This is a genomic window from Paenibacillus glycanilyticus (genome assembly GCF_051200795.1).
Taxonomy (GTDB): domain Bacteria; phylum Bacillota; class Bacilli; order Paenibacillales; family Paenibacillaceae; genus Pristimantibacillus; species Pristimantibacillus glycanilyticus.
In genome coordinates, this window is the sequence record NZ_CP195155.1 from 5,024,999 (window position 1) to 5,049,359 (window position 24,361).

Below are 24,361 nucleotides of genomic sequence, written 5' to 3' on the forward strand. Positions count from 1 at the left end.
AGGGAATTAGGTTTTCTCGTATGTTTTGCCTGTATGACGGCTTATGCTTTCGCTTTTGCCGTTGTTTTGCGTTCAATCAGGGTTGGCTTCAAGATTTTCTTCTCGAACTTAATCGGCTGCTTGCCTTTATTCTCGATGACTTGAAGCAGCAGCTGCACCGCTTCGGCTCCCATTTGATATTCCGACTGGTCGATATGCGTCAGCAGACTGAACTCCTCGAGCAGCGGCGTCGGGTTATCAAACGTCACGATGGAGATATCCTCCGGAACGCGAAGGCCAACCTCCTTGGCAATCGATAAGATCTGAACGCCAAGCGAGCAGTTAAGCGCGATATAAGCGGTCGCCATCTGATTTTTCACGAAGCGGTAGAATGGATGCTCGGCACTCATGCCGCCGCCGTTAATATGGATATCATTCAGAATGAGCGACGGGTTAATCAACGCTTCCTTTTGTTTCATGGCTTCCTGATAGCCTTGGATCCGTTCGTCTACCGATACCGTCATAAGCGGAGAATCGGAGCAAATCGCGATATTGCGGTGTCCCAGCTCCCACAGATGGTCAACCGCCAGCATCGTCGCGAACGCGCTGTCCGATGCGACAACGTTTGTCTCCACGCCCGGCAGATACCGGTCAATCAGGACAAACGGGTAGTTCTGCATTTTGAGCGCGATAATCTCTTCGTTATACACCTCGGCGTCGACAGGGAAAATAATAAGCCCGTCAACGGTGTTCTTCATCTCCCGGATAACTTCCTTCTCTTTCTCCTTGGAGTTGTTGGTCAGCATAATAACAAGCGAATAACCTTTGGCCTTAAGGCCGTCCGTTATCCCCGCTATTAAGCGAATGGCAAAATAATCGGCAAGCACTGGGAACACGAGACCGATTTTCACTTTAGGTTCCGACTGCTCTCCGCGCGTTTCGCTGATCGGGCTGACTGCCATCTGCTTTTCCGGGATGCCTTTGACGAAGCTGCCTCTTCCCGGAATCCTGTAGATCCAACCATCTTTCGCTAGTTCAGCAAGTGCATTCACAACCGTAATCCGACTAACGTCGAATTCGTCCATCAGATCTTTTTCCGTCGGGATTTTATCGTCCTCTACGAGCTCCCTGGAGATGATCAGATCTTTGAAATGATTCTGTATTTTAATATACAGAGGCTCTCTATCTTGACTCACGCGTAATCCTCCTATCCGGACCGCAATTCATAGGTTATAACAAATATACCATATTCGGGTTTATTAACAAAATAGTTATTTAAACAATTGTCTATTTTCTTCAGTAGAGCAAAAACAAGGGCGCACTTCGCATGCGCCCCTGTCCGTCACAGGATCTTAAATTTACTTTCCTCCGTTGACGGAAGAAACCGCTTCGAATGCCTTCATAACGCCTTTGTCCTTCAGCACCTTCATGAAGATGCCGCCAACGACCGTCCGGTGCTGGAAGCCGATTTGACGCGCGGTAACCGTATCCGTCCAGTCGGAGAACTGTACGCGGTCTTCCGTCTCGTTCAGCATATCCCAGATCGGACTGACCAGCTCCTCGAAGTCGTCCTGGTTATCCGACAGCGCGGCCGACCAGACAAGCCAGTCGTTCTTCGTATAGTTGGCACGGTTGTCGAGCGGCGTGCCGTAATCGTTGCTCATTTTTTTATACCAGCTGATCTCCTTGTTAATCATCTCTTTGGAGAACAGCTCGGTGCCGAACAGCACATCCCAGATCAGGTTGTACTTGAGGCTCCACGTGCCTTCCGAGCCAAAAGCCAGCTTCGTATGGTCGCCATCCGCCGCAAGCTGCTCCCATTGCACGGCCATTTCCTTCGCCTTGGCCATGTAACGGCCTGCCGTTTCTTCATCGCCTTGCAGCTTCTTCAGGATCGAATAGCTCGCTACGCCCATAACCGCCTTCACGGACAGGTTCGCGTTGCGCGCAAGGTGGCCGGCAAAGTCATCCGTGCACAGCTGGTTTTCCGGATCAAGGCCGAACTCGGTCAAGTAGTCCGCCCACTCGCCAAAAATATCGATATGGCTGAACAGGTAGTCGCGGTTGCCGCCGGCAAGAGCGACGGATGCCGCCATGCAAAGCATGTTGCCGCATTCCTCAACCGGCATTTGTCCCTCGCGCTGGTTCTCGCTGTATACCTGGCCGTTGCCGATCGGGTATTGGCCGATATCATGCGGCGCGAATTCGAAGGTCCAGGCATCGCTCTCCGCATACTTCAGAATCGGACGAATCATCCCTTCCACCAGCTCCGGTGCGTACAGCAGGAACATCGGTACGGATGGATAGCTGACGTCAACCGTAGCCATACAGCCGTTGCTGTAGCATTCCTTGGATAGGAACAGAATCTCGCCTTCCGTATCGAGGACAAGCTTATGCGCAGCGATAGCCTGGCGGTAGGATAACGCGAGAAGATCCGCATAACGGCTTCCGCCGGATTGTTCGCCTTCGGCAATGATTTGTTTATCGAAAGCAGCGCAGCGCTCGAGCAGGCTCTCGTATTCCGAGAATGCGGCCGCGATCATTTCCTCCGTGCTTTGTCCGTTTCGTTTCCAGTAAGCCTGCAGCTTCTCGCCGAAATATTCAATCGCGATCACATCGTCGTAAGCGAGCACGGCCAGGCGTTTTTCCGTTACGGAGCCTACGCTGCCAATGTTGTAGACAAGCGCCATTACCGGCTGAACGTCCGCAACAATCTGCGCTTCCGTCTGTGCCGGAGATTCGGCCAATTTCTCGTTGCGAACAAAGTTTTTGCGGATATGCGCAGGCGCTATGTAGCCGCTCAATTGATCGGATTTCTCCGCGTTCAGGTAGAAGTAACCCCAGTCAATGCGGTGGTCGTCGCCGGAACGGTTCACGGGCTCTTGCGTCTCATGAGCGATCTGCAGCGAGATCAGGCCGTCCGTTTCCTCTTTCTTGCTGATAACGGCTTGCTTGGATTGATCCACGCACCATTCGCCGGTAACGTCGAAGTAGATCTGTACGTCATGCTCCCCGCCGTCGGTCGAGCGTACTTCGAACGCTACGTAGGAAGCCGGTCTCGACAGCACATCCAGGTCATTCAGAAGCAGCGGAGACGTAAAGCGGACCGTCAATTCGATTCCTGCCGATTGGAACGTGTAAACGGTGCTGAGCGGAGATACGGTTACGCTCTTTTGCTCCATCGCCTGCGGTTCCGTGTAATATCGCTCGGCGTTAGGCTCTACCAGCCCTGCAAATCGCTCGACCATACCGTCAATTCGGATCAAGCCGGTCATGGCATGCCGTTGTCCCGTCCAATGGCGGGTAAAGTCATCCGTAAGACGGTCCGCTTGGGACCATACACTGAAATAAGGATCTACCGTTACGAGAGGGACTGCAGGAGGACGAATTGCGCTCATGAAAACAACTCCTTTATCATATTAACATTTGTTATAATGGATATATTATAATGCTATATTAAATTTTATGTCAATGATCAAAAACGGGCGATGTACAGGTTTTTCTCCCTAGTAGTCTTACACACAATCCAATTCCAAGCTTGGTTCATATTCATACCTTAACACTAAGAATGAAAAGGACTGTGATTATGCCCAATCTAGCAGCTGAGATGTATTTGGAATTATTGAAGAAAACGATTCTATTTGAAATCTGGCTGGAGCATGAGCCCGGCGCCACGAAGGAGAACCGCCTTCAAGGCCTCGATTGGCCCATTATTGCGCATAGCATGATCGGCCGGATCCGGATGAACAACCTCCATATGCTGATGAATGACGTCATCGCCAACAACGTTCAGGGAGACTTTATTGAAACCGGGGTATGGCGCGGCGGAGCATGCATCTTTATGGCGGGCTATTTGAAAGCGCATGGCGTACGGAACCGCAAGGTGCTTGTGGCCGATTCCTTCGAAGGGCTGCCAAAGCCGGACCCGCAATATCCGATCGACGCAACCTCCAAATTCCACGAGCAGGACTTTTTGCGCGTTTCCTTGCCGGAGGTACAGAGTAATTTCAAAAAATATGACTTGCTGGACGACAGCGTTGTCTTCCTGAAAGGCTGGTTCAAGGACACGCTGCCTACGGCGCCTACGGAGAAAATCGCCATTGCCCGCCTCGACGGCGACATGTACTCCTCCACCATGGACGCGCTGAACAACCTCTATCCGAAAGTATCCGTCGGCGGCTACGTCATCATTGACGACTACTCCATCGGCTATTGCGCCGCAGCCGTGCATGATTTCCGCGCTGCCCATAACATCACGGACCCGCTCGTGACTATCGATATTACCGGCGTGTATTGGAAAAAGTCGAAGTAAGCTTGAGGAGCAAAAAGGAGCAACCGGTGGTTGCTCCTTTTTGCTCCTGCCAGTTGGCCGCCGGATCGGCCGGATCTGGCAGCCAACTGGCCGGATCTGGCTGGACTGCCCCAGCTTCCCGCACAGCGGGATTCCTTAACGATACGGCGTATCGTTAAGGAGCTGGATTGGGGGTCGAGCCGATGGCTTGACGATGTCGCACATCGTTAGGGTCGGCGAAATTGGCCAGTTTCGCCCTTTTTTATGCTCAGCGGGACTCCTTAACGATATGGCATATCGTTAAGAGGCTGGATTGGGGGTCGAGCCGTTGGCTTAACGATGTCGCACATCGTTAAGGTCGGCGAAATCGGCCAGTTTCGCCCTTTTCCAAGCTCAGTGGGACTCCTTAACGATATGGCATATCGTTAAACTGCCGGAATCGGGCTGTTGACGGCGGCTTAACGATGTCGCACATCGTTAAGCTCGGCGAAATCGGCCAGTTTCGCCCTTTTTCACGCCCAGCGGGATTTCTTAACGATATGGCATATCGTTAAGAGGCTGAAGTCGGGCGCGAGCCGAAGGCTTGACGATGTGACACATCGTTAAGCCTTCCATCAACACTCGTTCGACCGCGAAGCAACGCGGCCTACGTTGGATTCACTCCAGCGTAAAAGTCTATTCTACCCGGGTTCGTGTGCCTACGTTGGATTTCGTACAGCAAATTGGGCTCCATATCCACCTAATTAACCTCAAAAGCATAAATTTAGTGGAATGAATCCAACGTAGGTAGAAGCAGCAAACAAAAAAGAGTAACTTTACTGGACGAAATCCAATCTGGTGAGAGTCCCCCCTTACTACCTGCTGCAAATAGCTGACCTGTTCAAATGAAAAGAGGCTCCCGAGGTCATCTAAGATGACTTCAGGTAGCCCCTTTATCATGTCGTTTCTATCGCCTATAGCCTTCACTTTCTCGCAATGCAAGAAGTGAGTCTCCCAGCTCTATGAGCTCGTGTCTCAGCAGGATTTTATCCGTATACTTGGACGGGATCCCGTCATATCCCCAGTAGATACCGGCCAGTCCGCCTGCGATGGCGCCAATCGTATCGGAGTCGCCGCCTTTATTCGCCGCACGCTGCACTACATCCCCGAAGCTCCCTGCCGCAAGCAGATGATGGACAACCCATTCCATCGTGTGAACAACAAAACCATCCGGCGGAGATGCCGGCGCGACGCCGTTCAGCAGCCGTTCATAACGGGTTCCGGTTATTTCGGCGCGGATTGCCGTAGTCAGCTGTTCCCCTTCCAGCAGTCGAGCGGCTATCCGGTTGTAGATAAGACAAGCTTCCGCCGCCAGCGGATCCTCATGCGTCATCTCCGACTGACGTCTCGTTACTTCTTCCATCAATGCCGCATCCCCATAAGCAAGAGCAACAGGCAAACAACGCATCAACGTTCCGTTCCCCGCCGTTTTTCCGCCGAGCAACATACCTGCCTTCCTCGCCGCCTCCGGCCAGCTTCCGGCATAAAGACCAAACACCGTCCGGATAATATTGCCGATATCCTTCGGATGGGTAGCCTTCCACTCCATAAAATACTCCCCGATCGCCTCAATCGGATCCTGCGGATTGCGCAAAATCCCTTTTGCTACCGCAATCGTCATCGCCGTATCATCCGTAATCTCTCCGGCTTCAAGCCGCCAGACGCCTCCGCCAACAATCTCCTCCAGCCAGCCGTGCCTGCGCCGGATTTCCGCTTCGCTCATAAACTCCGTTGTTCCGCCCAAAGCATCGCCAACCGCAACCCCAAACAAACCGCCCAGAATTCGGTTTCTCATCATCGTAACACCCCCGTCCATTCATATGGATTTCTGTATTTCTCGTATCGCCCGAGAACGGCTTTTACCTGCTGCACCCTCTCCTCCAGGCTGCCGCGAAGCGGAATAAAAGGAATTTTACGCTCAATCAGATCCGCCACAATCTGCTTCTGAAAAATAGACCGGTTCACCTCACCCGAGCGGTCCGGCGTATCGTCATACGGAATATCATCCTCGCAAAGGAAGACAAGATCATAACGCGAAGCGCAGCGGACCGCCAGTTCCTCCAGCTTGGGATGAGCTTCGCCATGATAATAGAGCGAAAACATATAAGTCGTAATCGCATTCGTATCGACAAGCAGCACATCCTTTGCTTCAAGCAGCAATCGCTCCTCACGTTCCAGATGGCCCACCGCAATCTCGACCAGCTGCTCCAGCGTCAAGCGGCGCTCGATCTGATGCTCCTCCCAATATTCCCGGCCATACTCCGGCATCCAAACCGTCTGCAGCTCTTCGGCCAAACGGGCGGCAAGCGTTGTTTTGCCGGTAGAAGGGGCTCCGAGGAATACGGCGTTCGTAATAAGATCCCGGTAAACGATCGGATTCACCAAGCTTTTATTTTCGAACAAACCCTCTCGCACTTTGGTCCCGGATACGGGAAACGTCTCCCGCAGCGGGTCGACCTGACGATTAACCGCCCCAAGCGCTTCGCTCATATGCTCGCCGTAGAATTCGCTGGAATAGAAATACGTAACCTTCCTGTCGCCTAGCAGCCCTAAGATATAATTCTCCTGTATACGCTTGATCTCGGGCGTATCCCCGCTGTCCGAAGGACCGTCCCACGCTTCCAGCACTTCCACGGTTGGATACAGCTTGCGAATCCAGCGAGCCCGCATCGATAACGGCACAGGGGTCACCTCGGGGCTGTCGTAAATAACGACAATCAGATGGTCGACTTCGCGCAGCGCCGTCTCCACCACATGCTGGTGTCCGCGGTGAAACGGAGCAAATTTGCCCAGCGTCAGTCCTACTTTTTTAGCCGGCATACGTGTTCACCTCATCCTGCCGCGCCTGCATAGCTGAGGCTCTCCGCGCATATTCCCGCTTCCACTCCACAAGCCCCATAATCGCAATGCAGAGAAAAATAACATATAAGAACGAAGTCGCGTACAGCTCCTTGTAGTAATACATCCCAATCGAAAGAACGTCCACGACGATCCAGAAATACCAGCTTTGCAGGATTTTGTACGAGAGCAGGAACTGGGCGACCAGGCTTAGGGTAGCGATAAAAGCATCCAGATAAGGAATAGAGGCATCGGTATAACGTTCAAGAATGTAACCCCACGCCACCGTGAACACAACCAGGAACGCTAGTAGCAGCGCAGCCATTCGCGGGGTCCAGGTTCTTGTTGGCCGAACGGCCGCCCCTTCGCGCTTGGTCATCCATACGGCCCAGCCGTAAATACTAAGCACGAAAAAGAATACCTGCAGCATCATATCCGCATACAGCTTAACGTTCAGGAACATATAGAAAAAGCAGGCTACGTTGACCAAGCTGATCGGCCAGTTCCACATCTTCTCCTTCGCGGTCAGCCATACGGCCGCCAGCCCGGTTGTTGTAGCCGCAATCTCGATAGCGCTCGACGATGTAAAATAAGCGACCGCCAGAATCGCCGCAAGCAGTCCCAGCATCGATAGATTTTGCTTCATCATGCTAATCTCCTCCTAAAATGTATTGTCACCTAAATGGCCAATTTCGGACCGCTTGTTATGATTCATACTTCGTAAGCACTCATTAACTATAAATCGAAAGCTCCGGCACAAAGCCGGTAAAACGGTACAGCTGCGCCGCACGCTGTGAATACTGATTGGATTGCTTCAAGCTTCCGTCCGCATGGCGGACTTCTTCAATTAGACCCTTGCGGCTTTGCGTGGAGGTCACTTTGCGGATAAAATTCTTCTCTTCAAATGCCGGCACAACCGTCTGAATGATCTGATATAGCTCCCCGATCGTAAATTCCTCCGGTAAAAACTCCTTGGCAATTGGCTCGGTCACCACCTGCTGCTGAATGCGCCGGTAAGCGTCACGGATAATGTCATGATGGTCAAAAGCCAGCTCCAGCTCGAGCGCTTCGCTTAGCGGAAAAAGCTGCACGTCCTCCGCATCGTCCGATGCCCGCCTGTCTCGTAGGTATCGCTCATTCACCAGCGCGCAGAAGGCATGACTGATCATCCAGCCCCGCGGGTCGCGTCCCGGCTTGCTGTACACCTTCAGAAACTCCATGTGCACCCGCTCGACACCGGCTTCCTCCTTCAGCTCCCGAATCGCGCATTCCTCCACCGTCTCAGTCTCGCGGGTAAACCCGCCAGGCAAAGCCCATTGACCTGCAAAAGGCCATACTTTCCGCCGAATCAGCAGCACCTGAAGCTCCCTGTTCGGAAGAGCTTTCTTTGCCGACTCCTTCTCCTGCGAGGTAATCGTAAAAATAACAATATCCGTAGGCGCACCATCGGGAGTCCGGTAGTTGCCGGCGGAATAATTCGTTTCGTTTTCGTTCAGGTTCAAGGTACTGGCCTCCTCCGTAAATCATATTATCACTTTGATAATATCAATATGACATAATGAAAAGGAATGTGCAAGCACTTTCTGGAAAAAAAGAAATGACCGCCATACGCGAAGTAGGCGGTCATTCCCTTTTCCCTTATTTCAAAACAATCCGTTCCTGCTCATCGGCTTGCACGTAATCCAGCTCAATGGCTTTCTGAATGCCATTTCGAATCACCCGGTCAAGCGCATTGCCTGATCTTGCGTAGCTGAGCAATTTAACGACCTGCTTGATCAGATCCTCTTGCGGCAGGCTGATTTGCGCAGCAAGGACAGCCTTCACCGCTGCCGCAACCTCCTCCGCAGGCAGCTCTTCCGCCGCCCGTCTTGCTTCTTCGGTTGCAACCCTGTACCGGTCGTAACCAGACGGTTCGCTGCCTTCCGGCCAGTAGAACACAACTCCATCGGAGATCGTCTCCACAGGCTTCAGCCGTACAATCAGGTCGGTGAGACGCTGATCAAGCTTAGCTCCTAGACGGGTAATTCCCCATGCCTGCAGCACCCGCTTTGCCAGCAGACTGCGGCTGATTGGCCCTTCCTCGCGGATGACCTGCCTGATCTGTCCAAGGATCAGCTCCGTCGATGCGGGAGAATAGAAGAGGTCTGTTCCAAGTGTAACCGGTTCAAGCTGGCAAGGGATATACGAAAGCGATGAATCCTGCTTACCCGGCGCTTCAACCGCTGCGGGTTCTTCCGAAGCTTCCTCAGCATACGCATCCGCAGCAGTAGAAGAAGCGGTCGCCGAATGAATCGTTACAACCGGTTCAGGAGGAGCAACTGGCACTGCCACAGTCGTTTTTTCCTTGGCTTGCTCAATAGCTCCGACCACCTGCCGGATTACATTCCCCTTGTTCTCCCACCATTCCGGACTCCATACGCGAACTAGGTTCCAGCCAAGCTGCTCCAGCACCTGCTCGCGTAAAATATCCCGGTCGCGGGCAGCCTCCGCATCCCGGTACATCGGTCCGTCAAGCAATATCCCAAGCACATATTGCCCTTTATTCACCGGATCAAGTACCCCGAGATCAATCCGGTAGCCCGACGCGCCTACATGCTGCTCCGTTTCATAACCAAGAGCCTTCAGCTCTTCGGCTAGACTGCGGTGCAGATTGGACACCAGCGCAATTTGCTCGGCAGTTGAGCTTGCCGGCAGCGCGCGCTGGCCTTTTTCCGCATAATCCAGGAAAGCTTTGAGGCCCAGAACGCCTTGCGCGCTGATCCTGCTCGCGTTCAAATGATGCGACATTAACGTCGAGTAGACCAGCATCTCATATCTGGCACGGGATACGGCGACGTTCAGACGGCGCCAGCCGCCCTGCCGGTTCAGCGGTCCAAAGTTCAGATTCACTTTGCCGGCTGCATCTGGTCCGTACCCAACGGAGAACAGGATCACATCCCGCTCATCGCCCTGCACGTTCTCCAGGTTTTTCACAAAGATGGGCTCCGGAAGCTTCGCAAATAACAGATCCAGCTCCTGATCCAACTTCATCGCTTCCTCGAGCAGATCCTCGATCAGGGTCTGCTGCACGGAGCTAAACGTTACCACCCCAATACTGCGCTGGCGCAAGACCGGATCCTTCACTCTGCGAATCATTTCCGCCACAACCGCTTCACCCTCCGCCCGGTTCTGCTTCGAACGTCCGCGGTCATAATAGCCTTCGATCGGTATGAGGGTCACACTGGAGACCGGCTCATCCGGAGACGGGAAGGTCATCAGCTTGTTCTCGTAATAATGCGCATTGCTGAAGGCAATCAGGCTCTCATGCCGGCTTCGGTAATGCCAGGTGAGATGCCGCTCCGGCATGCCAAGCGCCAAGCAGTCGTCCAAGATGCTTTCCATATCCTGCAGCGCTTCTTCCTCATCCGCCTCGCTTGAGTTCTTCGAGAAGAAGCTTGTTGGCGGCAGCTGCTTCGGATCGCCTACGATAACGGCTTGATGCCCTCTCGCGAGCGCTCCAACCGCCTGCGCCGTCGGTACCTGGGACGCTTCGTCAAATATAACCAAATCAAACTTCGCACCATTCGGATCCAAATACTGCGCGACCGAAATGGGGCTCATCAGCATGCAAGGCGTCAGCCTTGGAAGAAGATTCGGGATCGTCTCGAACAGCTTGCGAATGGAGAGATTCCGTCCCCCGCTGCGAATGGCTCTCTGCAAAATACCCGCCTCGGAGCTTTGCGCGGCTTCCACCGTCATTTGCGGGATTTTGGCCGATAAACGTGCCGCAATCTCCTGCTGGGTTAAGCTCAAATACTGCTGGTCCGCGGCTCTGAACCGCTCAATCGTATCCTCGAATAATTTGCCCGAGAAGGCCTGCAGGCTTTGATCCCTTGCAATCATGTAGTTGGCAATGGATTTGTACAGCCCTCTCTCATAGGCGGCAATCAGCTGGGCATTAGAGACCTGGCCTTCCTCATACGGCGTAATAAGAGACAACAAGCCTGCTTCTACCGCTTCCGTACGGACTCTGCGCCAAGTCGTCCATTCGCGCAGCCGCTCGATATGAGCGGACCATTGGTTCGCTTTGTCTGAGATATATACCAGCCACTCCCCTGCGGTCTCCGATGCCCGCAGCTTCTCGAAAGAAATGCTCAGCAGTCTGGCTAGTTCCATCTCATCCGCCTTGATCCGTTGATCAAGACTTCCAACTCCTTGCAGAAGGATAATCTGGGCCTGATCATGACGGCCATCCAGAAGGACATCCGTCATTTGCTGTCTCAAAGATTGGGCAGCAGTCCGGCTGCCAGACCATTGAACAAGCGTTGCTTGCAGCTTTTCTACCCAATCGCAGGCAGCAGCAAGCTCCTCCCATTGGCCGTCCTCCGCATCCGCCCATGCCTGACCAAGATAAGGCGCTGCAGCTGTTTTCATCGTCTTCAGCTTCAACTCTTCTTCCTGCCAGACGGTTAGTTCCACGAGAGCGGGCTTAACCTGATCTTTAGAGAAGGAAGAGGCGTTAGCTGCCAGACCTTTTAGTCGTTTAAAAATACGCTTTTGCCCCGACCACTTCGGCAGGAACCATTGCAGCTCCGTCCGATCCCATTCGGCTAAAACCGATTTTGCGTCCAGCGTGGTGACTTCGGAGGTGAATCTGGCGAAAACCTTCGTCCGGAGCTGATCTCTACGCTTGCCTTGCTCGGCCGTTGCCCTCACCTGCGCTGCAGCCTCTTCGACATCGGCAGTTTGAAGGAAGGCAGGCTTGATCTCGGGAACCCGGCTCGCCAGCTCGCAGAGCAACACCAGCACCTGAAGACGCTGGTAGCTGAGATTATCCGCAGCCCCATTCAGCTTCAGACGTTCCACAGCCTGGCTTACGGCTTCACGCAGCTGGTCCAGCAGTGGAATATACCGCTTCAGCACCTGATCCGCTTCCGATTTGATCGCTTGCGAATAGGTGGTAAGCTCGGCGTCGCTCAAAGGATGAAGATGCGGATCCCCGCAATCCGCTCCCGCGATTTGCAGACGTGCCGCTAGATCCTTCCAGAGGATCAGCTTTTCAGGCGTTAAGGCATCTATAGACGAATCATCAAAACGGACAACGGCAGGAGCCTCTCCCGCTTGTTCGTACCCGGCTATTGCTTCGAACAAGGTCATGCCGAAAGGATATTTACGGTGAAGAGCCGATACATAACCGTTCAGCTCGTTCCTGAGCTGGAACAGACGGTCCGCTTGGCTGCTCCAGGAATCGGGCGCAGGAATCTTTTTCGCTTCAATAGCAGCAGCTAATTGGTCCAAGACGGATTTTTTCGTGCTCTTATTCGAATGCAGCTCCAGGCAAAACGGACCAAGCCCAATCTGCTCCAAACGGCGCTGCACGACGGATAAGGCCGCCATTTTCTCCGCGACGAACAAGACCCGCTTCCCTTGCGCCAGCGCATTAGCAATCATGTTCGTAATGGTCTGCGATTTGCCCGTTCCCGGAGGACCATGAAGGACAAAGCTTTGACCGCCTGCCGCTGCACGCACCGCCGATAACTGCGAGGAATCCGCGCTGATCGGAATCGATAACCGGGTTGGATGATCGAGATCAAGCGGAGTTGTCTCCTCCGGCTGCTCTTCCCATTTCAACTGGCCCTCCATCAGGCTGGCCACGATTTTGTTCCGGGCAAGCTTATCGGCATGCGTGCGGATATCATTCCACATGACGAATTGGCCAAAGGAGAACAAGCCCAGGTAGGCGGTTTCCTCCACATCCCACCTTGGCACCTGAATAAGCGCATGGCGGAACACATGGAATACCTGCTTCAGGGCAATGCCCTTCTCGTCGCGAGGCAGAGGGTCCAACCCGTCAATGCCGATGCCGTAATCCTGCTTCAGCATTTCCAGCAGCGTAATGTTCATCTGCGGCTCTTCGTCTCTTGCCCGGATGACATAACCTTGCCGCGAGGACTTCCGGATAATATCAACCGGGATCAAAGCGATTGGCGCATAACGAGGCAGCTCGCTGACCGAAGTCTCATACCATTTCAGAAGGCCCAGCGCCAGATACAGCGTATTGGCCCCATTTTCCTCAAGGGAGACTCTGGCCGAGCGATACAAATGCACCATTCTTCTCTCCAGCTCCACCGCATCCAGATCGACGCGCAGACGCTTCCGGTTGAACTCCTCTCTCAGAAGCTGAGCGAGCGGGTGATCGTTATTAATGCTCTGGTACAAATCCGCATTCCGGCCGTTGTTCTGCCAGTCGTTAGGCTTGGCAAGCAGTTGGAATTCCTCGCCGTCTGCCAGCGCGTCCTCCAAGTCACCTAACTGAGCCGTAATGACCGGAATACTCGACTTAGACAAACGGAAGTTAAGAAGCGAATTACGGAGCGTCAGATCCAGCAGCCTGCGTTCCCATAACTTCTGGCGAGGGGATTGCGACAAAGCTTCCACTTCGAGCGGTTTTTCGAAAACATCAACCAGCCCAGGCGCAGCGGCATCCGTCTCGCCGGGTGTTACCGCTTGAGGCTCCACAATCCAGCCTTCCGGCGTAGCCGTACGAATCGGCAGCGGGCGTACCGCCGCAGACCGGGCTCTTCGAATATCCAGCACGCAGTCGAACTGGTCGGGATCCTGGAGATGTTTTTCCGCTAATCCAACCGCTTGATCAAAGCTTGCCGTCTCGCCTTCCACGAAAGCCGTCGCTTCCACCACGCAGATCTGGTTCATGCCCGAAGCGATCCGCTTCGTAAGGACGGAAATATCATCCTGCACGCTTTCCGCAAAGGTCTCCTCCTCCAGCCATAAGCCGGAGAACGCATGTCCCTTGGTAAAGACGAGCAGCGGATGCAGCCCAACTGCCTCCAGACAAGCCGTGTAGAGAAGAGACAGGTCCAGACAATTGCCCATGCGGTGCGTAAAGATCGTCTCCGGCAAGCGAACGCGCTGCCCAATGACTTCAAAGCTTGGCGGTGCCACGTTATACGCGATTTTCCGGTTCTGCAAAGCTGCGTAAATGGCAGCCGCTTGCGTGCGCACCTTGTTCGGGTCCTTGCTCTGGTAAGCGGTGAACGAGGAGCTTCCGGTCCATTTGGCCAAAATATCCGCTGCCTCCCGGACAACCTGCGCAATATGATGATGATTCGGCATGACAAAAGCCGCCGTCAGCTCCGGCAGCACGGCAAGCCCGCTCCATTCATCGAAGGCTAATACGGCTATCGTCCCGCGCTCGCGGTAGACTTCCGAGTCTCCTTGAAGCACCTGCAAGGTAAGCGTCCCGGTCAACCGTTCGGACAGATTCGCCAGAAAAGACGCCGACATCTGCAGGTTAACCGTTCCGAGATTAAGCGATTGGCCGGCAGGCAGCAGGCTGTAGCTTTTGCTCCACTCGTAAGCAAAATCCGGCTCGGCTGAAATCCGGACCGTAAAGTTAGAAAGATCTTCTTCCGTATGATTATGTAGCTCTATACTTCTTACGACCGGTACGTGATTTTGCTGAATGCCATAATTAACAATCTCGCTATACGACCAGTCGCAGGATATACGTTTGTTTTCCAAAGGCTTCAAACCTCCTTGCTTTCCGTTTCTATCATTGGATGTCAATAGGTTTACTATAGCACTAAAGAATTAGGATTTCTCCTAAATTCGACATGAAAAAAGAGAGAGATTCCTCTCTCTCTTTTTTAAACAGATCGCTCCACTATTATACTGTTACATCCCGACATTCATGTCTATAGATAAAAACTGGCAACTACAGCGTCATCGCCTGCCCGTAACGGGCCAGATACGCTTCCTTGTCCTTGTAATCGGGCATGATGCTTCCGACCAGGCGCCAGAAGGAACGATCATGGTTCATATGCGTAAGATGGCAGAGCTCATGGATAATGACATAATCGATGACTTCAACCGGTGCCATCGCGAGGCGATAGTTGAAGGTCAGCTTTTTGCTGGAGCTGCAGCTGCCCCATTTGGTCGCCGATTCGACAATATCAATCGACTTGGGCTTTACTTTCAGCCTCTCCTGATAGGGCTTAATCCGCTCCGCTACAACCTTCTTGCAGCTGGCAAAATAAAACTTCCGGAGATTCAGCCTCAGCTCCTCCTCCGTTAAGCCTTCCGTCTCGATCAATTCATGGAGAGAATAGTATTTACCTAGGTGAAGGAATCTTCCTTCGTCCTCATACTCCCTGGTCTTAGGCGCTGTGGCCTGCGCTTTCGCAATGGCCTGCAGCCTGCTTACGATTTCTTTTTCATGCTGCTTCACGGCCTGCTGAATCACTTCATCGCTTGTATCGTTAGGGGCCTTCACCGTAATATGCCCCATCGAATCCATCTGGAGATACAGCTTCTTCCTGACGCCATAGAGGACGTTCACATCTATTGTGTAATTGTCTAACTGAACTTTCATAGTCACCATCGTTCCTAGTTATTGTATAGGTATACAATAACACAAAGACACCCTATCAGCCGCTTGTTCTTCCCGAACTTCGCTCCCGATAGGGTGTGCTTTTTACAATAATACTTGTGTGCGTGGCCACCGTCTACTCCCCGCGAACCAATCGAAAGCCCTGATCCGGCCCAAAGCCGTTAGGCTCGAACTTGCCCCGGAAGGCTGATTCGGCGCTGCCGATATCTCCAATCCAGCCGCCGCCCTTGACGACTCGCATAGCACCTTGCGGTACATCCTGCCCCACGTACCAGTCCCAGCACCATTCCCGTACATTCCCCGTCATATCGTATAAGCCTAATTCGTTAGGCTTCTTGATGCCAATCGTTTTGGTCGTATCGTGATTGTTCTCTATCGCAGGCCAGGTCCAGTCTCCCTCAAGATACTTGTCCCCGGCGTTTCTCCAATACCAGGCGACTTCGTTCACATTATTGCTTCCGCTGTAGGTAAAGCTCTTGCTCTGCTGTCCGCCGCTTGCGGCATATTCCCATTCCGCCTCTGTCGGCAGCCGGTAGCCGTTGGCCCCTTCGTTGATCGTAACCGTCCATTTGAGTTGATCATGCTCGCTCTTGTTATTCATGTCCTTCGTATTCTTGTCTATGCTGTAATAAGGCTTAAGCCCTTCCTTCGCGCTTCTCGCATTGCAATATTCAATCACGTCGTACCAGCTGACCATCTCAACCGGCAGCTTGGCGCCGCTGAACTGGGAGGGGTTGCTTCCCATCACGTTAACCCACTCTTCCTGCGTGACCTCGTATTTGCCGATATAGAAGTCCGGAAGCTTGATGTCTTTCCCATGGTAGCTGGATTTCGTATTGGCAAAAGCTCCGCCTTTCACCAGTACAAAGCCGTCATCCTTCTTGTCCTCCGACTTGGCAGGCTGAACGGCTGCGTCTTGAGAAGGCTTTTTCTGCGCGTTCTTGTCCGGCTGCGACTCCTCCGAGCAAGCGCTGACCATAACTAGTGCCGCTAATAGAGAGCAGGTTAAAAGCTTTCTCATCGGTTATTCTCCTTTGAGCATTCGAAATAGAGAAGGCCGCCGTCAGGGAGACCGGCCGGCCTTGGCTCTTTTTTTCCTATGGTAAAAAGCAAGCAGGCTCTCTTAGTAACTTATTAGATTACCACACCGTTACGTTCGAGCTGCCGCTGCTTTGATAGCCTTCCGTCGCGAGGACTTGGTAGGACCAGCTGCTGCCCAGGTTCATGCCTTTGCTCTTCCAAGCGTTAACGTGGTTGGCGAAGGTAATGGCGACGTTGCTGCCGGTTGCTCTCTTCGATTGACGGACGCTCCAGTATTGCGTGAAGGTAGCCGTTCCATCAATGGATGGCGCGTTGACGCGTTGAGCCGTGTAGATATCGTAAGTGCCGCCGTCGCTGCTCACCGTCCCTTTATAAGTACCGGTAGGCCGGTATGTACCCCAGCTGTCTACCACGTAATATTCGATCAGGGAGTTTCTAGTCCAGCCATAAAGAGTCAGATAGCCATTGCCGCTTGGCGCCCATACGCCCGCGTTATAGTTGATTACCCGGGATGCCGAGCCGGTAGTCCAGCCTTTACCTACCACGAAATTGCCGGTATTCGACCAATTCACGCTATAGTTGCCGCCGGAACCGTTAACCGCGTTCACCGTTCCGCCGCCATCCGTCCAGTTCTGCCAGTAGTCTGTTGCCGCATTTGCCGTTGCCGCGAATAAACCGATACTCATGGATGCTGCCAGTACTGCTGTCATAACCTTCTTTTTCAACTTAAACATAATCTACCTCCTGGGATTTTGATATGGCTTGTCACAACATTGTACCTACGACTTAACGTGAATCATCTCTGCGCGCTGATTCTCTATGAAGTAGATTGTTATTGTGTCTGACCCTCTCTGCTAAGCTTGGCGGCCACCTCCTTCTGAACAAGATTATAAAAGGAAAACGCTTTCATAATAAGGATCAAATTAAAGGGTTATCCCCCTTGAATTTAACTTGTATGTAAGTATTTTTTATTTTTGGGCCACCTTCGCAAGAGGTAAAGATAGTTCCATTACATGTAAAATTAATTGGATGAATACGCTTCCAAACTTTTCTATAATAAAGCGGCGTAATTGAATACGGAAGGGGGAACATCTGCGAGCCATTGCTTGGCATACGCATTCACCATCACATCTTAGACGAGACACTTGCAGCATGACCATCGTCCACAAAGGAGTGAGCAGGTAATGAAGATAAGCAATCCGCTTCAAAAAAGCCTTTCATTTGTTCTAGCGCTTGTTCTCGCTATTCCACTGATCTCCCCTGCCCCGGCTGCTGCCGCCGAATTTGCGCCAACCGTGGTTACCATCGACGGCGACGCCGCCGATACGAACCCTGCCAATACGTTTAAAGGCTACGGTCTTGTGTCCGCCAATAATACCTCCCGCCTGCTGCTGGATTATAAGGAAGAGCATCCCGACCAGTACTGGGAAATGATGAATCTGTTATTCAATCCGAACACCGGAGCTGGCATCAACGATATTAAAATCGAGATGGGCAACGACTCCAATACCTCCTCCGGTACCGAGCCCGCCACCAAGCGGTCAGCCGACGAAGAAGCCAATGTCCGCCGCGGAGCCGGTTACCTATTTGCAGCCGATGCCAAAACAATTAATCCCGACATCAAAGTCAGCATCCTCCGCTGGACGCAACCAGGCTGGGTACAGCCCTGGAGCGATGGCAATACCGATCCTTCCCAACCCGCTACAATAGCAGCTTACGAAAGAATGTACAAGTGGTACAAAGATACCGCGATCGCCATTCATAACACCTACGGCTACGACCTCGATTACATTAACCCGGACCGCAACGAGACCGGCACTCCTAACGTGAACTTCATCAAGTGGTTCGCAAACCGCATGCGCGGCGACGCGGAATTCCCTAACTACAACAAGATCAAGATTATCGCTTCCGACGAAAATACTTCCCTCAACATTCCGACCCGCATGCTCGCGGACCCGGATCTGATGAATGCCGTGGATGTGATGGCCTATCACTATAACATGGCGACCAGCGCCGACTACCTGAAAGTCAACGAGCAGAACCAGAAGGAGGTCTGGTACAGCGAAGGCGTTGCTCCTCAGACGTTCGCCAAGTACCGTGCCAATTCCGATGAAAAATTCGGCGGTGTCGCCAGCGCGCTGGACGTGGCCGGCCGCTTCATCGGCATGTACACGCAAGGCAAGCGGACGCATTACATGTTCCAGCCCGCGATTGGCGCTTTCTACAGCGGCGCTCCTTACAGCAGCAAAGAGCTGATCGGCGCAAGAGATCCATGGTCCGGCTACTACGTCCCGGACGTGGGTATCCAGACCGTGATGCAATTTACGCAATTCGCCGCCAATGACTGGATGTATATTCCGAACGCAAGTCTTGGCGTAATCGGCAGCCGCGGCAACAGCGAGATGGAGGGCAATGCGGCCGGAGCGGAATATAATCGGCTTGCTTTTGTCAGCCCGGATAAGAAGGACTTCTCCGTCGTCATGGTTAATGACAGCGACCGGGTGGCCGAATACCAATTCGACGTGAAGAAAAATATCGCAAACGCCGGCAACCCGCTCCAGGTCTGGGAAACACGCGGTGCCGACGCCGGGCAGGCTTATGATGCCAACTGGTACAAGCAGCTTGCTAACCTTGCTTCGACCGATAATGGAGACGTCTATTCGTATACCCTTACGGTCAAACCGCATTCCATGGTCAGCGTGACAAGCACGACGGTGAACCCGAATACGGGCAATCCGCGCACGCCATACACGCGCAATAACGATATTCCGGAGCAATCCGTGCTGGACGTTGACGGAAGCAATCCGGCCGTCCTGTACGAGGATGATTTTGAATATACGGATTATCCGGCAGACAGCAAAGGACTCAGCTATATCGAGCGCCGCGGCGGCACGCCTCGTTATACGGCCGACCAAGGCGGTGCCTTCGAGGTGTATCCGGGCATTGGTCAGGACGGTTCTAACGGCATGAAGCAGATGATCTACTCCGGCAACAAACCGGGGACTTGGGCAACGACGCCATTCTCGTATACGGTGCTTGGCGATGAACGTTGGGCGAACTATGAGACTTCCATCGACTTCAAGATGGACCAGGACGCTACGCATTCCGGCGACAACTATGTCGCGATCGGCATGCGCCATAAGCTGAACGGCACTACCTCCGATTCGGAGTCCGGTTATAAATTCCGGATTTATGCGGATGGCACTTGGCGCCTAATCCGCTTGACCGCTACGGTTGCAAGCGGCACTTTAACAAGTTTTGATGCTTCCAAATGGCATCGTATCTCCATTAAAGGAGCCAGCCAGTTCATCACCGCGTCCCTTGACGGCGAGGTTGTAACCACATACAACGATACGGCCAGCGGGGCTCCGCTCTCCGGTCAGGTGATCATTCAAACGAGTCTGCAGCAATCCGTTTTTGACAACCTGAAGGTTGAAGCGGTTAACGGTTATGTGCCTTACGTAGCGGAGCGGGTCGATGATCTGGATTCCCGCGTTACTTACCATGAAGGCAGCTTCCCGTGGTCGCATAGCTTGTCCGGCGGTGCCGATCGGCTAAACCGGACGATCTCCACCAGCGGAACAAGCATTATGTTCAGCAGCACCTCTAAGACCGAAGATACGTTGAACCGTTGGTACATGGTAAAGAACGAAGGCAATACCGCAGCCTGGAGCTCGAACAGCACCAATGCATGGGCCGGCGAGACGGGCAGCTATGCCTCCCTCACCTTTAACGGAACCGGCATCTCCGTATACGGCCAAGGGCAAGGCACCAACGCGGTTGTCCGGGTGGACGTGTACTTGGACGATTTTGGAACGGGCTATAATCATGACGTTTCGAAAAGAGTCGTTACAAGCAAAGCCTACGCCAACAACAGCAGCAGCCAGCTTATCTACCAAATCAGCGGTCTTGCGCCAGGCGTGCATAATGTCAAAATCGTCAAAACCGCCGCAGCATCCGGCAGCGGCAATTACCTTTCCATTGAGAAAGCTGTCGTAACCGCCGATGCAACGGATCCGACTTCTTTTGAACTGCCGTTTACGGGTACCGGCTTCCGTCTCGTAGGCGATACCGGAGCGGCAACCATAGATGTTGCGGTAGACGATAAGCTTGTAGGAACAAACGCTGCGATTCCTGCCGCTACGGTCAATCGGACGGACTCGTATTCCTATGAAGGCTTAAGCTACGGCCCTCATACGCTGAAGGTCTCCGTGAAGGACGGCAGCTTTTCCATCGATGCGATCGATATTTTGGGAGAGGTGTACGGAACGGTGTCCAAAGTGGCTCTCGCCGACTTCATTACCGAGGTTACCGGATACGCGGAAGCGGATTACATGCCTACGGAATGGGGAGCTTTTACGGCGGCCTTAGAGGCTGCGCAAGCGGTTCTGGCCGATGAAGCGGCTACGCAATATAAGGTAGACCTTTCCTTGAACAATTTGAAGGATGCTTCCGGTGCCCTCAAGCTGCGGACACAACCGGTGGCCGTTACGGGTAGGTACCCAACCATTATCGCAACCCGATCTGGGCAAGCCGTTACGGGACTTCCAGATACCGTAAAAGTAACGCTGGCGGACGGAACAACGGATGCGGATGCAACGGTTCATTGGCTGAACAACACGCCGGAGCGCTTCAGCACACCATACTCCAGCGTACAAGTGACCGGGGAAATTGTCGGCGGCAACAATCTGTCCATTACCGTGCAGGTCGAAGTTGTACCTGACAACCTGGTCTATTTCCTTGATCCAGGGGTATCGGACAACACAACAACGCCACCGTATAATGCCATCAAATCTCTTGTAGGTGACGCCCTGCTTAACGATAAAGCCGACCAGCCTTCTACCGGCGATACTGTCTGGGGACATACACCTACCGATGCAAACTATAAGTATAAGGCTCTTACGGGTGCTGTTGTTGCAACGGATAAAAGCCAGACCGGCGTCTACGGCTCGGATACGAGAAACAACCCGCTCGGATACGTCCTTCCGTTAACCGCGGGCGACTATACCATTACTTCCTTCCATAGAGACTGGTGGAATAACACAAACCGGACGATGGATATTACCCTGAGCTATAAGGATGCCGACAACAATGTCGTCACATTGCCAGTAAGGACCGGTCTTATCGCTGGACCTGACGGCGCAACGGTGACCTTTGATTTTACCCTGCCTATCGATAGCACGGTCACTTATTCCATCAACAACACGTATACCGGCAACCAGGCGGCATTAATCAGCTATCTGGGTGTTGCGAAACGGGTTGCGGATCCTGCGGATGTGCAGGCTCTCGAGATTGCGAAGAGCATTATTGAAGCGGGTAATTATACGGTCAAAAAGGTGAAAGCAAACTCGGAGGATGAAGTGAAAGCATGGCTCGCGGATGCGATCCAAGGCTTGGATGGCTTGAGCGCAACCGGCGCTTCCGTCGATAGCATTACGCTCGATGCCTTCCAGACTGTAACCGAAGATACGAACGGCAGCTTCAGCTTTACCGTTCAATTGTCGAAGGGACTTGCGAAAGATACTGCGGCTTCTGAGGGAGTTATTGCAGCAAAAGATACCGTAAAACCGGTTATCTCCTTGAACGGAGATGCGGTCGTTAACCTGCCAATCGGCGCCGAATATACCGATGCGGGCGCTACTGCGTCGGATGATTGGGACGGTGATCTTACTGGAAGCATCGTTACGACGATTACTAACGACGTGAATGACGGAACTACGCTGGATACTTCCGTGGCCGGTACTTACACCTTCCACTATAACGTGAGTGATGCTGCTGGCAATGCAGCGAATGAAGTGACTAGAAACGTTGTTGTTAGCGAGGATCCGGATACGGTGAAGCCGGTAATCACTTTACTTGGTGACGCTACAGTTAATCTGGCTAATGGAGCTAGCTATACCGACGCTGGGGCTACGGCATCTGACGACCAAGACGGGGATATTACCGGCCAGATCGTAACGACGATTACGAACAACGTCAATGACGGCACAACGCTGGATACATCAGTCGCTGGCACGTATACCTTCCACTACAAAGTATCTGATGCTTCTGGTAATGCAGCAGATGAGGTGACTAGAACCGTTGTTGTGGCGGAACGGGTACAGCCGCCAGTCGTAACCAACCCAACCCCATCTGAACCGACAGTTCCTGCAACTACCCAGGTTCTGACAAGTGCAGATCTGCAAAATGCGGTTTCCGGTACGATTACTGTCACTGTAGCGGACGGCAAGAATACGGTTCAGTTCCCAAACAATGTCGTTCAGCTTGTGGGTGACAATACCCTGAAGCTTGTTATGGATGGCATGACCGTATCGTTTACGAAGGATGATCTGACCGGGATCATGGGAGCTGTAACAGGTGCTCAAGCTTTTGAGGCGAAAATCAGCTTCTCTGCTGTTGAGGTGCCGAACGGTGAAGTGAATAGTCTAATTAACAACCAAGTTGTTAATGGCACAGTGAAGCTGACTACAGCAAGCCCTGTCTACGACTTCAGCTTGTCGGTTAGCAGAGCAGATGGAACTGCAGTGTCTGTCTCAACTTTTGATGAGCCATTGAAGCTTACGTTCACCGTTGATCCTGTTGCGAATCCTGATTTGCTTGGCGTATACTACATCGCAGCTGATGGAGCTTTGCAATATGTTGGCGGAACATTAGAGAATGGTCAGATGACGGCTTATGTTAAGCATTTCTCGCGATATGCTGTGATGGAGTACGACAAGTCGTTCACCGACGTCAGCCCAGCCTTCTGGGCACATGATGTCATTCAACAAATGGCTGCCAAGCACATTGTCACCGGAATCAGTGACACCCTGTTTAATCCGGAGGGCAATGTCACCCGCGCTGAATTTGCTGCTATGATTGCTCGTGCTCTAGGCCTTGAAGCTGTCGATGGATCAACAACCTTCCTCGATGTGAAAACCGATTCCTGGTACGCTGGGTACATCGGAGCGGTTAGCAAGGCAGGTATTGTGCTGGGTCGAAGCTCGAGTCAGTTTGCACCTAACGATGTCATTACTCGCGAGGAAATGGCCGTCATGGCCGTTCGGGCTTATGAGTATATAAAGGGTGAGCAGGGGGATGCTGAGAAGGATGCTACTTCATTTGCCGATAGCAGCAGCATTAGTGCTTGGGCACAAGATGCAACAAACCTTGCGCAGGAGCTTGGCTTAATCAAAGGTCGCGGCAATAATCTGTTTACTCCGCAAGCGCTTATGGCCCGTGCTGAAGGAGCGCAGGTTATGGGGAATTTGATTAGTCTTTTATAGTTATAAAAAAACAGATGCCATTCTCCAGGAATGGCATCTGTTTGATTTGATTTAATTAGTCATTACACATTTTATTTTAAATGTAATATGTATGATTACTCCTGGTTATTTAGTGGTTTCAATATCGTCACGTGTATAAAATCTAAATAATGATCAAGTGCTACACTATACATATTGTGACCTTTGATATTTTTACGTATAAAATACTCATTACCTTTTATTAAATCAATATTTTCCATTAGATCATACAACGAGGTAATGTTATAGAGATTCTCCTTAATTATTCCCCATTTAATCATATCTTTAGAAATTGAATTTATTGCGCGGGAATATTTATAAGCTGAACTTTTGCTCAATCCAATTCCGGTCGTTTCATTATTTTTATTTAATAACCAAAACTCAAATTCTTTAGAATTGATCACCTAATCACCTCAAACTGCCTGGATATAAATAGGTCAGACCTTGCATGATGGTCTGTGAAAAGAAACGTAAACTCCAAAACGGGTTTTGATTCTTCAA

14 protein-coding genes are annotated in these 24,361 nt (G+C 52.3%); 3 read left to right on the forward strand and 11 right to left on the reverse strand.

Going from position 1 to position 24,361, the window contains the following annotated elements; translation table 11 throughout:
• Positions 1-41: 41 nt before the first annotated feature.
• Positions 42-1,175: a GntR family transcriptional regulator gene (locus tag ACR9FF_RS22760; RefSeq protein ID WP_127492898.1), complete on the reverse strand. Its 1,134-nt coding sequence runs from the start codon at positions 1,173-1,175 to the stop codon at positions 42-44.
• A gap of 162 nt (positions 1,176-1,337) precedes the next feature.
• Positions 1,338-3,377: a glutaminase domain-containing protein gene (locus tag ACR9FF_RS22765; RefSeq protein WP_435165084.1), complete on the reverse strand. Its 2,040-nt coding sequence runs from the start codon at positions 3,375-3,377 to the stop codon at positions 1,338-1,340.
• Between the two features lie 188 nt (positions 3,378-3,565).
• On the opposite strand from ACR9FF_RS22765, the gene ACR9FF_RS22770 reads away from it, so the two are divergent.
• Both ACR9FF_RS22770 and ACR9FF_RS22775 read left to right on the forward strand, forming a co-directional pair.
• The gene (locus ACR9FF_RS22770) at positions 3,566-4,291 is read left to right on the forward strand and encodes a TylF/MycF family methyltransferase (protein ID WP_435165087.1); all 726 of its coding nucleotides are present in this window, start codon (positions 3,566-3,568) and stop codon (positions 4,289-4,291) included.
• A 30-nt stretch (positions 4,292-4,321) separates the two neighbouring features.
• Positions 4,322-4,501, forward strand: coding sequence for a hypothetical protein (locus tag ACR9FF_RS22775; RefSeq protein ID WP_435165090.1), 180 nt, complete (start codon positions 4,322-4,324; stop codon positions 4,499-4,501).
• Positions 4,502-5,216: 715 nt separating this feature from the next.
• Here the strand turns inward: ACR9FF_RS22775 and ACR9FF_RS22780 are convergent.
• From ACR9FF_RS22780 to ACR9FF_RS22815, 8 genes are all read right to left on the reverse strand, one after another.
• Entirely contained in the window at positions 5,217-6,107 is an 891-nt protein-coding gene (locus tag ACR9FF_RS22780) for an ADP-ribosylglycohydrolase family protein (protein WP_435165093.1), read from the reverse strand.
• A complete protein-coding gene (locus ACR9FF_RS22785; protein ID WP_435165096.1) occupies positions 6,104-7,129 on the reverse strand; it encodes an AAA family ATPase in 1,026 nt (341 codons plus the stop codon). Before ACR9FF_RS22785 ends, ACR9FF_RS22780 begins: the two co-directional genes overlap by 4 nt.
• Complete coding sequence (gene pnuC, locus ACR9FF_RS22790; RefSeq protein ID WP_435165100.1) at positions 7,119-7,796, reverse strand: nicotinamide riboside transporter PnuC; 678 nt, start codon at positions 7,794-7,796, stop codon at positions 7,119-7,121. The genes ACR9FF_RS22785 and pnuC overlap by 11 nt, the downstream gene beginning before the upstream one ends.
• Before the next feature lie 82 nt (positions 7,797-7,878).
• Entirely contained in the window at positions 7,879-8,649 is a 771-nt protein-coding gene (locus tag ACR9FF_RS22795; protein WP_435165103.1) for an NUDIX domain-containing protein, read from the reverse strand.
• 136 nt (positions 8,650-8,785) lie between these two features.
• A complete protein-coding gene (locus ACR9FF_RS22800; RefSeq protein WP_435165106.1) occupies positions 8,786-14,668 on the reverse strand; it encodes a DUF3320 domain-containing protein in 5,883 nt (1,960 codons plus the stop codon).
• 193 nt (positions 14,669-14,861) lie between these two features.
• A complete protein-coding gene (locus ACR9FF_RS22805; protein WP_435165109.1) occupies positions 14,862-15,518 on the reverse strand; it encodes a M48 family metallopeptidase in 657 nt (218 codons plus the stop codon).
• Positions 15,519-15,651: 133 nt separating this feature from the next.
• Positions 15,652-16,557, reverse strand: coding sequence for a formylglycine-generating enzyme family protein (locus ACR9FF_RS22810; protein ID WP_435165112.1), 906 nt, complete (start codon positions 16,555-16,557; stop codon positions 15,652-15,654).
• A 118-nt stretch (positions 16,558-16,675) separates the two neighbouring features.
• Complete coding sequence (locus ACR9FF_RS22815) at positions 16,676-17,311, reverse strand: glycoside hydrolase family 11 protein (RefSeq protein ID WP_116394279.1); 636 nt, start codon at positions 17,309-17,311, stop codon at positions 16,676-16,678.
• A 450-nt stretch (positions 17,312-17,761) separates the two neighbouring features.
• On the opposite strand from ACR9FF_RS22815, the gene ACR9FF_RS22820 reads away from it, so the two are divergent.
• Positions 17,762-23,842 carry an S-layer homology domain-containing protein gene (locus ACR9FF_RS22820; RefSeq protein WP_435165115.1) on the forward strand — a complete coding sequence of 2,027 codons (6,081 nt, stop codon included), beginning with the start codon at positions 17,762-17,764 and terminating at the stop codon, positions 23,840-23,842.
• 95 nt (positions 23,843-23,937) lie between these two features.
• Here the strand turns inward: ACR9FF_RS22820 and ACR9FF_RS22825 are convergent, their stop codons facing one another.
• On the reverse strand, positions 23,938-24,264 hold the full coding sequence (locus ACR9FF_RS22825) for a hypothetical protein (RefSeq protein WP_435165118.1): 327 nt from the start codon (positions 24,262-24,264) through the stop codon (positions 23,938-23,940).
• Positions 24,265-24,361 lie beyond the last annotated feature (97 nt).